General features: G+C 62.8%; 12 protein-coding genes. 8 read left to right on the top strand and 4 right to left on the bottom strand.

Going from position 1 to position 13226, the window contains the following annotated elements; translation table 11 throughout:
* Positions 1 to 153 precede the first annotated feature (153 nt).
* The 3 genes from JGU71_RS18000 to JGU71_RS17990 are packed head-to-tail and all read left to right on the top strand — an operon-like array spanning position 154 to position 3925.
* A complete protein-coding gene (locus tag JGU71_RS18000; protein WP_199705649.1) occupies positions 154 to 1950 on the top strand; it encodes an FAD-dependent oxidoreductase in 1797 nt (598 codons plus the stop codon).
* Positions 1947 to 3011 (top strand): maleylacetate reductase, encoded by a 1065-nt coding sequence (locus tag JGU71_RS17995; RefSeq protein WP_199705750.1) that lies wholly within the window; start codon positions 1947 to 1949, stop codon positions 3009 to 3011. Before JGU71_RS18000 ends, JGU71_RS17995 begins: the two co-directional genes overlap by 4 nt.
* A gap of 11 nt (positions 3012 to 3022) precedes the next feature.
* Positions 3023 to 3925 carry a hydroxyquinol 1,2-dioxygenase gene (locus tag JGU71_RS17990; protein WP_199705648.1) on the top strand — a complete coding sequence of 301 codons (903 nt, stop codon included), beginning with the start codon at positions 3023 to 3025 and terminating at the stop codon, positions 3923 to 3925.
* Here JGU71_RS17990 and JGU71_RS17985 read toward each other — a convergent pair.
* Positions 3922 to 4851, bottom strand: a complete 930-nt coding sequence (locus JGU71_RS17985) for a helix-turn-helix transcriptional regulator (RefSeq protein ID WP_199705647.1) — start codon at positions 4849 to 4851, stop codon at positions 3922 to 3924. The two genes, JGU71_RS17990 and JGU71_RS17985, sit on opposite strands and share 4 nt — an antisense overlap.
* 195 nt (positions 4852 to 5046) lie before the next feature.
* On the opposite strand from JGU71_RS17985, the gene JGU71_RS17980 reads away from it, so the two are divergent.
* A complete protein-coding gene (locus JGU71_RS17980; protein ID WP_199705646.1) occupies positions 5047 to 5817 on the top strand; it encodes an SDR family NAD(P)-dependent oxidoreductase in 771 nt (256 codons plus the stop codon).
* Positions 5818 to 5878: 61 nt separating this feature from the next.
* A complete protein-coding gene (locus JGU71_RS17975; RefSeq protein WP_199705645.1) occupies positions 5879 to 6640 on the top strand; it encodes an SDR family NAD(P)-dependent oxidoreductase in 762 nt (253 codons plus the stop codon).
* On the opposite strand, the gene JGU71_RS17970 is transcribed toward JGU71_RS17975, so the two are convergent.
* Both JGU71_RS17970 and JGU71_RS17965 read right to left on the bottom strand, forming a co-directional pair.
* Positions 6633 to 7532, bottom strand: coding sequence for an LLM class flavin-dependent oxidoreductase (locus JGU71_RS17970; protein WP_199705644.1), 900 nt, complete (start codon positions 7530 to 7532; stop codon positions 6633 to 6635). The two genes, JGU71_RS17975 and JGU71_RS17970, sit on opposite strands and share 8 nt — an antisense overlap.
* Before the next feature lie 85 nt (positions 7533 to 7617).
* A complete protein-coding gene (locus tag JGU71_RS17965; protein WP_307829705.1) occupies positions 7618 to 8214 on the bottom strand; it encodes a TetR/AcrR family transcriptional regulator in 597 nt (198 codons plus the stop codon).
* 67 nt (positions 8215 to 8281) lie between these two features.
* Between JGU71_RS17965 and JGU71_RS17960 the strand changes: the two genes are divergently transcribed.
* Positions 8282 to 10027: an N-acyl-D-amino-acid deacylase family protein gene (locus tag JGU71_RS17960; RefSeq protein ID WP_199705643.1), complete on the top strand. Its 1746-nt coding sequence runs from the start codon at positions 8282 to 8284 to the stop codon at positions 10025 to 10027.
* A gap of 7 nt (positions 10028 to 10034) precedes the next feature.
* Here the strand turns inward: JGU71_RS17960 and JGU71_RS17955 are convergent, their stop codons facing one another.
* Positions 10035 to 10805, bottom strand: coding sequence for an IclR family transcriptional regulator (locus tag JGU71_RS17955; protein WP_199705642.1), 771 nt, complete (start codon positions 10803 to 10805; stop codon positions 10035 to 10037).
* A 213-nt stretch (positions 10806 to 11018) separates the two neighbouring features.
* Between JGU71_RS17955 and dctA the strand changes: the two genes are divergently transcribed.
* A complete protein-coding gene (gene dctA / locus JGU71_RS17950; protein ID WP_199705641.1) occupies positions 11019 to 12425 on the top strand; it encodes a C4-dicarboxylate transporter DctA in 1407 nt (468 codons plus the stop codon).
* On the top strand, positions 12418 to 13191 hold the full coding sequence (locus JGU71_RS17945) for an MTAP family purine nucleoside phosphorylase (protein WP_199705640.1): 774 nt from the start codon (positions 12418 to 12420) through the stop codon (positions 13189 to 13191). The genes dctA and JGU71_RS17945 overlap by 8 nt, the downstream gene beginning before the upstream one ends.
* The last annotated feature ends 35 nt before the right edge of the window (positions 13192 to 13226 follow it).

Below are 13226 nucleotides of genomic sequence, written 5' to 3'. Positions count from 1 at the left end.
GCCACGGGCGCGAATCGTGGTTGCGTTGCCCAAATCGGCCATCCATTGCCTCGTTTCGGACGTCTCCCCGAATTTCCTTCTCGCGCAGCCTTCCCGTCAGCACACTCGATACATACCCCGCATTCGAGCGGGCATCGTGATCGAGAGGCAGAGATGGTCAACTTCGACGATGGTGTCGCAGCCACCGAACTTCCGACCGGAACCGTGGTCGAGACCGACGTTCTGATCGTCGGCTCCGGACCCGCGGGCTCGTCGGCAGCGTTGTTTCTGTCGACACTCGGCGTGCCGAACATCATGATCACGAAGTACCGGTGGACCGCCAATACGCCGCGGGCCCACATCACCAATCAACGCACGATGGAGATCTTCCGTGACCTCGGAATCGAAGACCAGGTCACGGCTGAGGCGACGCCGCACGAGCTGATCGGCGACACGGTCTTCTGCACGTCACTGGCCGGCGAGGAACTCGGTCGCATCCTCGCGTGGGGCACACATCCGAGTAGGCACGCGGACTACGAACTCGCCTCGCCGTCGATGAATTGCGATATCCCACAAACGTTGTTGGAACCGATCCTGGTCAAGAACGCGACCGTCCGCGGCACACACTCGCGCTTCTCGACGGAGTACCTCTCGCACACGCAGACTGCCGATCATGTCGACGTACGGGTGCTCGACCGCCTGACCGGTGCGAGCTACACGATCCGCGCGAAGTACCTGATCGGCGCTGACGGCGCGCGGTCGAAGGTTGCCGCCGACATCGACCTTCCCTTGAGGGGCCGGATGGACATCGCCGGTTCGATGAACATCACGTTCAAGGCAGATATCGCCCAGTTGGTCGGCCATCGGCCCTCGGTGTTGTATTGGGTCGTGCAGCCTGGGTCCAATATCGGCGGGATCGGCGCGGGCCTGATTCGGATGGTGCACCCTTGGGACGAATGGTTGATCGTCTGGGGCTACGACATCAACGGACCAGCGCCCGAGGTGACCGACGAATCGGCGACGCAGATCGTCCGCAACTTGATCGGCGTCCCAGATCTGGAGGTCGAGATCACCGGTAAGTCGTTGTGGGGCAACAACGAACAGTTTGCGACGCGGTTGCAGTCCGGTCGGGTGTTCTGTGCCGGCGATGCGATACACAAACATCCACCGAGCAATGGCCTCGGTTCGAACACGTCGATACAGGACTCCTACAACCTGGCGTGGAAGATCGCGGCCGTGCTGGCAGGGACCGCCGGTGACGACCTGCTCGAGACGTACACGGTCGAACGGGCTCCCGTCGCCGAGCAGATCGTGACTCGCGCCAACAAGTCGAGTCGGGAATTCGGTCAACTCTTCGAGGCCCTCGGTATCGACAAGGCCGAAACTCCCGAAGAGATGGCCGCTTTGATCGAATCTCGCAAGGACAACACCGCGGAGGGCGCTGCAAAACGTCGCGCGATCCAGGATGCGATGGACCTCAAGAACTACGAATTCAACGCCCACGGAGTCGAATTGGGTCAGTCGTACGCCTCCACTGCCATAGTCGACGACGGCAGTGCGCGAGCCCACCCCGCCCGCGACGCCGAGTTGTACTACGAGCAGTCGACCGCGCCCGGCAGCCGATTGCCGCATGTGTGGGTCGGCGACAGCAGTCACAAGTACTCGACCCACGATTTGGCACCGTACGGACGATTCACCCTCTTCACCGGAACCACCGGAGACGAATGGCTCACCGCCGCAGCAAAAGTCGGCAGCCAGCTAGGGATCGACATCGAGACCGTCGTCATCGGCCCTGGACACGAGTACACAGATCTCTATTTCGCCTGGGCCGAGATTCGCGGCGTCGACGAAGACGGGGCAGTTCTGGTTCGACCCGACAAACATGTCGGCTGGCGGTCGGCCTCGCTTCCGGCAGATCCGGTAACGGTGCTGCTCGACGTGTTGTCCGCCATCATGAGTAGGCAGGCATAAGCGTGCACTTCGAACACGAAACCCTCGGCCAGCGAGTACTTTTCGGAACCGGCACCGCTGCGAAACACCTTGCTGCGGAGGTCGCGCGCCTTGGGTCTCGACGGGTGATGGTTATCGCGTCCGGGTCAGCGGTGGATGTCGCTGCGACCCTGATCGACAACATCGACGTCGTGCTCCTCTACACCGACGTCGCGCCGCACGTGCCGATCGAGAAGGCCGATGCCGCGCGGAAGGCGGCGGCGGAGGCCGACGTCGACCTGATCGTCTGCGTCGGCGGCGGTTCCACCACCGGCTTGGCCAAAGCCATTGGGCTGACAACGAACCTGCCCATCGTCGCGATACCAACCACCTACGCCGGATCCGAGGCGACCAACGTGTGGGGCCTCACCGAGCAGTCGCGCAAGACTACCGGCGTCGACAATGCGGTACTGCCGAGCTCGGTGATCTACGACGTGGAATTGACGCTGTCTCTACCAGTTGCCCTTTCGGTGGCGTCCGGCCTCAATGCCCTTGCACACTGCGTGGATTCGATGTGGGCACCGAGGACGGATCCGATCAACCAGGCTCTTGCAGCCGAGGGAGTTCGTGCTCTCTCGTCAGGTCTCCGGCTTGTCGCCTCCAATCCCGACGGACGTGCCGGTCGCGAACAAGTCCTCTACGGTGCGTATCTCGCGGCTGTGGCGTTCGCGTCGGCCGGTTCGGGGTTGCACCACAAGATCTGTCATGTACTCGGGGGAGCGTTCGACCTGCCACATGCGCAGACGCACGCGACTGTGCTCCCACACGTGCTCGCCTTCAACGCGCCGTGTGCTGCAGAGGCCGAACAGCGGCTCGCCTCAGCGTTCGGAAGTGTCAGCGCTACAGATGGACTCGATACCCTTCGTACCGACCTGGACGCGCCGAGGGCACTTCGCGACTACGGACTGACCGAGCGTGATATCCCCGAAGCCGTGCGCCTCATCATGCCGAACATCCCCGCGGGCAACCCCCGGACCGTGACACCCGAGAACCTCGATGCACTTCTCCGCGCCGCGCTCGTCGGCGCCGTACCGGGACAGTAGAAGGGACGATCATGACCGACACATCGACTGCCGCAACAATCTCCGAGGAACAACGGGCAATCGAGGACACCCTCGTCGAGACTGTTCTCGCTTCGTTCGACCACGCTCCGGACCCTCGACTCAAACAGGTCATGCAGTCTCTGACGACACATTTGCACGCGTTCATTCGCGACGTCCGGCTGACGGAGACGGAATGGCAGGCAGCGATCGAATTCCTTACCGCTACAGGCCATATCACCGACGACAAGCGTCAGGAGTTCGTACTCCTTTCCGATGTGTTCGGAGCGTCGGCGCAGTGCATCTCAGTCAACAACACGGCTTACCAGGGCGCTACGGAGGCAACCGTATTCGGTCCGTTCTTCACCGAGAACTCGCCACGAATCGACTCGGGAGGCGACATCGCCGGTGGCGCTCCCGGTGAGCCGTGCTGGGTCGAAGGAACTGTCACCGACACCGACGGCCGGCCGGTGGCGGGAGCGCGGATCGAAGTGTGGGAAGCCGACGACGACGGCTTCTACGACGTTCAGTACGACGACGACCGAGTGGCCGGTCGTGCCCACCTGTTCTCCGACGAGGACGGCGGCTTCGCATTCTGGGGACTGACGCCGACGCCCTATCCCATTCCGCATGACGGCCCCGTCGGCAAACTGCTCGAAGCAGTTGGCCGCTCACCCTTCCGTGCCTCACACCTGCACTTCATGGTCACCGCGGAAGGTCTGCGGACGTTGGTCACGCACATCTTCGTGCGCGGCGACGAGTTGCTGAGCAAGGACAGTGTTTTCGGTGTGAAGGACTCGTTGGTCAAGGACTTCGTGCAGCATTCTGCGAGTACTCCGACCCCCGATGGTCGTGAGGTGGGTCGGCCCTGGTCGCAGACCCGATTCGACATAGTCCTCGCGCCGGCGGGCGTCTAGACGCGAGACGAACGAAGTGCGGTCGGTGAGAGTCCGTACCTGGCCTTGAAAGCCTTCGAGAAGTAGGACTGTGAGGTGAAACCGCATTTGGCGGCTATGTCGGACAGAGCTGCGGTCGGGTTCGACAACACTGCGCTGCGCGCGCGATCGAGCCGTTGATCCAAGATGAAGCGCACTACACCCACCCCGTCGGCGGAGAACAGCCGCGACAACTGACGTTCGCTGATCCCCACTGCCGCAGCGATTGTGGGGACGGTGAGGTCTGGTTCGTGCAAGTGCTCGGCTATGAATACCGTTGCCGCAGCGGTGTGCGCGGCGGAAGCGCTTGCAGGAGGACCGCCGAGCGACATCCGAAACAGATCTATCGCAGCCGCCTCCACGGCGTCGGATCTGTCCGTCCCGTTCTGCAACGTCGTGCCGATCAATCGAAGCAGGGCTCTGGTGTGCGGGTCGGTCGTGAAGTCGATAGTCAGGGGCGATCGAAAAGTGTTGTGCCACTGCATATCGTCGAACGTGCTCCGGGGAATTTCGAGGACGACTTCTTTCAGGCCGTGTGAGAACCCGCGCATGAACGGTTTGTCGCCGTCTCCGACGATCGCTTGACCCGGCCGGACCATTTCGCAGCCGTGCTCGTGATAGAAAAACGCGTCGCCCTGCAACGCGAAGTACGCGACGATCGAGTCGGTCGGGTGTGACCTGATGTGGACTTGCGTGCGGTCGACAACGTGCGGCGTGCCTGTGACGCGCCCAAATCGCAACTGCGGAAGTTGGACGGTGCGTTCCGCTGCCTCCAGCGCTTCGCCCGTCAGGGTTCTGCATCCGAGGCCGATCAACGCCTCGGCATTGTGCTCCTCCCATAACCGCACCCGCTCCTCCTGCGGGAGGCCGCGCGTCGAGAAGTCGGCGATCACGGGTTTCGGGTCCACGGTCACCTCCTCTGGCCTACACCGCTTCTGTGACAGCTGCAACACCTGCGGTGGTTGAAAAATGCCTAGACGCCGGAGCCAATGTGACATTCGTACCCCTCGGCGATACCGCTGGCACATTCGCTCCATCGCGGAATAGTGGCTTCCCATTCGGAGTTCGCTTTCGATGACAACACCTTCGAGAGGAACCACCGAATGCCCAATGCCTCAGCCCGGTTCGACGGCAAGATCGCTCTGGTCACCGGCGGTAGCAGCGGCATCGGCTTGGCTACGGCTCGCCGACTGCTCGACGCGGGTGCTCAGGTGGTGATCGCTGCGCGTGGCAAGCCAGGTCTCGATGCTGCGGTGGAGCTGTTGAACGCTGGCGATCGGCTCACCGCCGTTGCTGCCGATGTTGCCGATCCCTCCGACCTGGATGCCCTCGTCGACGCGATCAGCACCAGGCACGGACACCTTGACGTGGTGTTCGCCAACGCGGGCATCGCCGCCTTCCTGCCGAATGCGGACATCACCGACGAGGAATTCGATCGGGTGGTCGCGACCAACTTCAAAGGTGTCTTCTTCACCGTCCAGAAGACGCTTCCCTTGCTCGCGGACCACGGTGCCATCGTCGTCACCTCGTCCTGGGCGGTCCACCGTGGCGTCCCGGCCGCCTCGCTCTACTCGGCAACGAAGGCTGCGGTCCTCAACCTCGCGCAATCCCTTGCGGCAGAACTGGCTCCACGCAGAATCCGCGTCAACTCGATCAGCCCCGGCTACATCGAGACGCCGTCCTACAAGGCCAACGTCTCCGACGCAGCCAAAGCAGCGGCGGTCGCAACTGTGACGGCCGGCCGCCTAGGCACATCCGAAGATGTCGCTGCGGTGGTCGCCTTCCTGGCATCCGACGACGCGGCCTACATCAACGGGCAAGACATCCTCGTCGACGGCGGTCTCATCGCGGCAGTTCCAGCCACCATGGTCTGACCGAAGCAGCGGTGACTACCGTTGCATCGGAAACGCCGTTAGGTACCGAATGGAGACAACGATGTCAGTACTGGACAAATTCCGACTCGATGGTCGCGTCGTAATCGTGACGGGAGCATCCTCGGGGCTCGGCGTCGCATTCGCCAAAGCTGTCGCCGAAGCTGGCGCCGATGTGGTTCTTGCTGCTCGTCGGGTCGACAAGCTTGCTGACACAGCGGAATTGGTCAAGAGCGTCGGCGGGCGGGTGTTGTCGGTAGGAACCGATGTCGTCGATCCGGACCAGTGCACGGCACTCGTCGATGCCGCGATCGCGGAGTTCGGCAAGGTCGACGTTCTCGTCAACAATGCGGGAGTGGGGACCGCCGTTCCGTCGACCCGCGAGACCCCGGAAGAGTTTCGGTCGGTCATCGACATCAACCTGAACGGCTCGTACTGGGCTGCGCAGGCGTGCGGTCGCGTCATGGCGCCCGGGAGTTCGATCGTGAACATCTCGAGCATTCTCGGATTGACGACCGCTGGTCTACCGCAGGCGGCCTACAGCGCGAGCAAGGCTGCGATCGTCGGACTGACCCGTGACCTCGCGCAGCAGTGGGGGACTCGAAAAGGTATCCGAGTCAACGCGATTGCGCCGGGATTCTTTGCGTCGGAGATGACGGCGGCATATGCGCCCGGCTACCTCGATGCGCTCGCACCGCGAATGATCCTTGGCCGCAAGGGTGATCCGGAGGAGCTCGCCGCGACGCTCGTCTGGTTGGCGTCCGACGCAGGTGGCTACGTGACGGGCCAGACCATCGCAGTCGACGGCGGCGTCACCATCACCTAGCTGCCTGCGGGTCCGCGCCGACGTCGATCAGCATGTCGACCGGCCCGTCGCGGAGTACACCCCGAACCCGATCCAGCGACACCGATTCCGGGTCGAAGTCCGTCAGCCACCACGTGGCGCCCGCCTCGACGTACGGCGCGGGGTCGATGTCGGCTCCGAGACCGATCACGATGTCGAAGTCGGTCGTTTGGCCCTGCCTGAGATCGGTGATGGTCGCGACGATCTCGGCGAGCTGGTCTTGGTGTTCGAGGTTGACCGGAAAGAAGCCGTCGTGTCGGGCGGCGCGGCGCATCGGTTTGGCGTTGCCTGGAAATCCTGCGGCCCATACCGGGACGCCGGGACGCTGAACTGGTCTGGGCAGGAACGTGATTCCGTCTACGGTGTAGTGCTGTCCGCGATGGTGCACAGGCTCACCGGACCACGCGCCGCCAAGGATCTCCAGTGACTCGTCTAGCATCTGGCCTCTTCGCCGATCGTCGAGTTCCTCACCGGTCGCGGACCACTCCTCGCCGAAGCGGTCGCTGCCGAGACCGACACCGAGCGTGAGGCGTCCGCCGCTGAGTAGGTCGAGCGTCGCGGTTTCCCTCGCGACCTTGGTGGGCCTGCGGCGGGCGAGGGGTGTGACCATCGGACCGAATCGAATACGTTCCGTCGCAGTTGCGATCGCGGTCAACGTGATCCATGGATCGGCGACCTGTTGGACCGGCGCCCTCCAGCGCACATGGTCCCACACGAACACGCCGTCCCAGCCGGCCTCTTCCGCATCGGCTGCCAGGCGTGCGACGACCCTCGGGTCGGCGAGTTCGTCGAAGATCGGCAGCCACAGTGCGGACTGCAAACTACTCACTGTGGGCTGGGTCTGGTTCTCGCCAGGCGGAACGGGATTGGTCATGAATTCAACCTAGATCCATGACGCGCTCGCGGCGCGGGATCGAGATCGCAGTGGCTGTCGCAGGCAACTTCGGCGGGGGTCCTGATCAGACCTGACTGTCAGGTGCCGCGAGCGCCTGCAGAACGGTGCCGAACAAGTCGTGTGGAACCGTTCCCGGGTCGGTGAATTCTTCGATCGCCAGACCGTTGTTGAGGGCGAGCACCAAGACTGCGGCTGCTTCCGAGTCGAGTTCTGGATGAAGGTCGAGTTGGTCGACCGTGCGCTCGATCAGCGCACGGATCGCTCGGCGATGTTCGACGAACTTCTCGCACACCTGCGAGTCGCGCATGGCGCGAAGCCAGTATTCGGTGAACAGCAGTTGCCAATCGCGGTTGGCGAGTACTTCCTGCATCAGCAGATTGCCTGCCTCGCGCATCGAAGGGCGGGCGACTGTATCGCCGGCAAGTGCGGCGACGACCTCGAGTCGGTGCGCGATCTGCTCGTCCAAGAGCGCGAAGAAAAGGTCGTCCTTGGACCCGAAGTTCGAGTAGACGGCGCCCTTGGTGAATCCAGCTGTGTCTGCGATGGCATCGATCGTGGTGCCTGCAAACCCTTTTCGAGCGAATTCCGACGTCGCTGCGGCCAGGATTCGCTCGCGCACTTCCAGGCGAGGGGTACGGATTCGGGGGTTGACGGTCGTCACGGGAATCAGGATACTCGGTAGTATCCAAATCTCAATACTCTCCAGTATCGAAGATCGAAGGTTGCTGATGTCCCACTACTCGCTCGTGATTCGCAATGGCTCGGTCTACGACGGCTCCGGTTCGGCGCCCATCCTGGCCGACGTCGGCGTTCGAGACGGAAAGGTCACGACCATCGGCGACATCGAGCCGGGTAGTGCCGACAACCCCGTCGCCGACCGTGAGATCGATGCGACCGGCAAATGGGTCATCCCGGGGATGCTCGACGTGCACACCCATTACGACGCAGAAGTCCTCGGTTCACCTGGGCTGGGGGAGAGCGTGCGCCACGGCGTCACCTCGATCGTGCTTGGCAACTGCTCGCTGTCGACCGTCTACGCGGACGCCGACGACTGTGCGGACATGTTCGCTCGCGTCGAGGCATTGCCCTGGGACGCAGTGCATTCCGCGGTCAAGGAGCACAAGACGTGGTCGGGTCCCGCGTCCTATGTCGACGCGATCAATCAGCGCCCGCTCGGCCTCAACGTCGCGGGCTTCATCGGACACTCCGACATCCGTGCCACTGTGCTCGGCCTCGATCGCGCAACGGATCCGACGGTGACGCCGAGCGACGCCGAACTGGCAAGGATGAAAGCCATGCTGACCGAGGCGCTGGACGCTGGATTCGTCGGCTTGTCGACCATCCGCAGTTCGTTCTCCAAGCTGGAGGGAACTCGTTGGCCCGCAAGGCTGTTGCCGTCCACGTTTGCGAGTTGGAAGGAATTCGGCGCGCTCAACGACGTGCTGCGGGCGCGCGGTCGAATCCACCAGAGCACCCCGAACCTGGCCAAGCGGTCGGAGATGGCGCGCTACTTCGCGCAGAGCATGGGGCGCAAGCGTCGACCGTTGAAGACGACGATCATCAGCGCCGCCGATGTCAAAGCCGACCGCACCGTCGTCCGCGCTGCGATCGCAGCAGCAAAGGTCGTCAACAAGATCGGTGGTGACGGCTTCCGCTGGCAGCATCTTCCGGTCCCGTTCGAGGTGTACGCGGATGGCATCGACGTGGTGGTGTTCGAGGAATTCGGTTCGGGTGCAGCCGCTTTGAACATTCGAGACGTGCTGAAACGCGGAAAACTTCTTGCCGACGAGTCCTACCGGCGCACCTTCCGCAAGGAGATGACGGCGAAGTTCGGGTTCAAGGTCTGGCACCGCGATCTCTACGACGCCGAGATCGTCGCCTGCCCCGACGCGACTGTCGTCGGGCGGTCTTTCGGTGCGATCGCCGACGAACGTGGCATCGAACCCGCTGACGCCCTGCTGGACTTGGCCGTCGAGCACGGCAAGGCACTGCGTTGGCGCACCACGATCGCCAACGACCGCGACGACGTTCTCGACCAGCTGCAACAATCCGATGTCGTGCAGGTCGGGTTCGCCGATTCCGGTGCGCATCTACGGAATATGGCGTTCTACAACTTCGGTGTCCGAATGCTCGAACGTGTCCATGCCCGCACGTTCATGCCGGTGGAGGCAGCGGTCCGCCGACTGACGAGTGAGCTCGCGGACTGGTACGGCCTCGACGCCGGACGCCTGAGGATAGGCAGCCGCGCCGACATCGCGATCATCGACCCGTCCGGATTCGACGGCTCCAGCGGCGAATACGCCGAAGCGCCGATGCCCGGTGTCGCAGGAGTCGATCGAATGGTCAATCGCAACGACAAGGCTGTCGCGGCCACCATCGTCGCCGGCCACGTCCTCTACGAGAACGGCACCTTCGCCGAAGGCTTCGGCACCACCATCCACGCCGGAAAGTTCTTGCAGGCCAACAACTCCTAGCCCCTGATCAGAGGGCGGCGTTGTTGTCGAACTCGGTGGAGAGTTCCTTCGCGACACGCTTGAGCAGAGGGACGATGTGGTCCGCCGATTCCAGCGTCACACGAGCCGCCGGTCCCGAGACGGAGATCGCCGTCGGCGACGGTGAGTTGGGAACCGGAACGGAGAAGCATCGGACGCCGACCTCCTGTTCGCCTTCGTCGATCGCATAACCGCGCTGCCGGATGACGTTGAGGTCGGTGATCAGGGCGTCGGGGTCGGTCAGGGTATTGGGGGTCTGTCGGGGCATCCCCGCCCGCGCGACGATGCTTCGCACTGCATCGTCGGGTAGTTGCGCGAGCAGTGCTTTTCCGACGCCGGTGCAGTGTGTGTACACCCGTCTACCGACCTCGGTGAACATCCGCATCGAGTGCTCCGATGGCACCTGCGCCACGTAGACGGCAGCGGTGCCGTCGATGACGGCCATGTTCGCTGTTTCCCCTGTCGCTCGGACGAGGTCGGCAAGATGTGGGCGCGACCAGGCTCCGATCAGCTGTGTTGCGCTCTCGCCGAGACGGATCAGCTTGGGACCGAGCGCGTACTTGCGCGACGGTAGCTGCCGAACGTAGCCGCGTGCGACGAGCGATCGGGTCAGCCGGTGGATCGTCGGTAGCGGTAGACCCGCGGTTTCGGCAAGTTCGCTCAGCGCGATCGATCCGCCCGCTGCCGCCATGATTTCCAGAATGTCGAACGCGCGGTCGACAGATTGGACGCTGCCGCCCTGGCTGGGTATGGCTGCCATCGGATAGTCCTTTCCAACCAATAGTGGCCTTCTAACTTCCGGCTAGCGGAATTACTCAATCGTATGACGATATCCAGAATCCGCAATCGCTGGCACAACACCGCCTAGGGGTTGACACCCCCGTGTGATGCAGACCACTATATAAATAATGGAATTAATATTCCACAATATGGAAGTTAACAAAGTGGAAGTTCGTCGATGGAGAGGTACTCCGTGAGCAAAGTCGAAGCCGCAGCGCGTCCGAAGCGCTGGTACAAAAGTCTGTTCGTACAAGTCCTGATAGGCATAGCGGCCGGTATCGCCACCGGCATCCTCGCGCCGGGCCTCGCGGATCACTTCAAACCCCTCGGCGAGGGCTTCATCAAATTGATCAAGATGCTCGTCGCGCCGCTGATCTTCCTGGTGATCGTCACCGGGATCGCCAAGGTGGGCAGCATGAAGGCGCTCGGCCAAATCGGCGGAAAGGCCATGCTGTGGTTCATGACCGCCACGACGTGCGCTCTAGGGCTCGGGCTGCTGGTCGGCAACCTCGTCCATCCCGGACGTGGCTTGAACATCGATCCCTCGACGCTCGACACGAGCGAACTCGACGCCAAGACGCAGGGCGGTCACCTGCCCGGGGGTGTCGAGTTCGTCATGAATATCATCCCGACCAGCGTGTTCGATGCGTTCGCCCAGAACAGCCTGCTCCAGGTGCTGTTGTTCGCCGTGCTGTTCGGCGTCGCGCTTGCGTCCTTCGGCGAATCCGCGCCGCCCATCTTGATGGATGTGATCGACCAGGCGCTGCACGTGATCTTCCGGATTGTCGGCTACATCATGTACCTCGCGCCACTGGGCGCATTCGGTGCGATGGCGTTTACCGTCGGCAACTACGGTGCCGACTCCCTCAAGTCGTTCGGAATTCTCATCCTGGCCTGTTACGGAGCCGCGCTGGTCTTCATCGTCGTGCTCTCCATCGTGGTCAAACTGCTTACCGGCGTGAACGCGTGGAAGTTCGTCAAGTACTGCCGCGAAGAATTTATGCTTGCGCTCGGCACCGGATCGTCCGAGGCGGTTATGCCTCGAATCATCAAGAAGCTCGACAACGCAGGCTGTGATCGAGCGGTCGTCGGACTCGTCGTACCAACCGGATATTCGTTCAACCTCGACGGCGCTGCCATTTACCTCTCGCTTGCGATGATGTTCCTCGCCCAAGCTGTCGGCGTCGAACTCGGTATCGGAGAACAACTTACGATCATGGGCATTCTGATCCTGAGCTCCAAAGGCATGGCCGGCGTGCCCGGGTCGGCGTTCGTCGCACTGTCGGCAACGGCAGCCGCGATCGGAGCTTTCCCGGTCGCCGCGGTAGCGCTGCTGCTCGGCGCAGACCGGTTGATGGACTCCATGCGAGTCTTCACCAACCTGCTCGGCAACTGCCTCGCGACCTTCGTCGTCGCGAAATGGTCCGGCATGCTCGATACCGAGAAAATGCACGCCGTACTCGATCGTGGATTCGTTCCCGACGACCCGGACGACGTCGCAGCGCATCCACATCCGAGTCACGAGATCGTCTTGGCACCCGTCGAATTGACGAAGAAGAGCGCACCCGTAGACGCAGAGATGGCGGTCCGCAATGCCTGAGACACTTGTACGCGTCGCCGTTCTCGGCACCTGGGGCTACTACGGATTGCTCGACGACGTCGAAGAAATCGCGGTCGATACTCCGTACGGACCGTGCTCCGACACGATCGTCGTCGGCAATTCGAACGGCCATCGCATCGCATACCTGACCCGAACAGGTAGGCACCGCAACATCCCGCCGCACCGTATCAATGCGCGGGCCAACATCTGGGCTCTGCACAGTCTCGGCGTTCGGACGATTCTCGCACCGACACCCTCGGGCTCGCTTCGGTCGGCGGTCGGCGTCGGCTCGATCGTCGTGCCGGATCAGCTGGTCGACCGGACCGGACGCACCGACGACACGTTCTTCGACGACAGCGACGTGCACCTCAGCTTCGGCGACCCGTTCCCGGCGGCAGGTCGCAGGGCGGTAGTCGAGATTCTCAGGCGGAACAACTGGATCGTCAACGACGGCGGGACGCTGGTTGCGATACGCGGGCCGCGGTATTCGACCCGCGCAGAGTCGAGGTGGTACGCGGCCCAGGGCTGGGATCTGGTGAGCCAGACGCCGTATCCGGAAGCAGCGCTCGCCGCCGAACTCGGTATCAGTTACACCTGTGTAGCTCTGGTGACCGACCACGACGTGATCCCCGACACTCCATGGCCCGTGACGCAGGAGATGGTCGGTGAAGTTCTCGACAGTAAGACCAAGCGGCTCCGGCAAACGCTGCTGAAGGTTGCCGTCGAACTCGACGTCACTGTCCGAAACTCAAATGTGACTGTCTAGCAGCATCTCTCGATGAACCACGGGCGCCGACCACA

The organism is Antrihabitans stalagmiti (genome assembly GCF_016482825.1).
Classification (GTDB): Bacteria; Actinomycetota; Actinomycetes; order Mycobacteriales; family Mycobacteriaceae; genus Antrihabitans; species Antrihabitans stalagmiti.
Note: the sequence above shows the minus strand (reverse complement) of the source record. Positions and strands in the feature narration are given on the sequence as shown.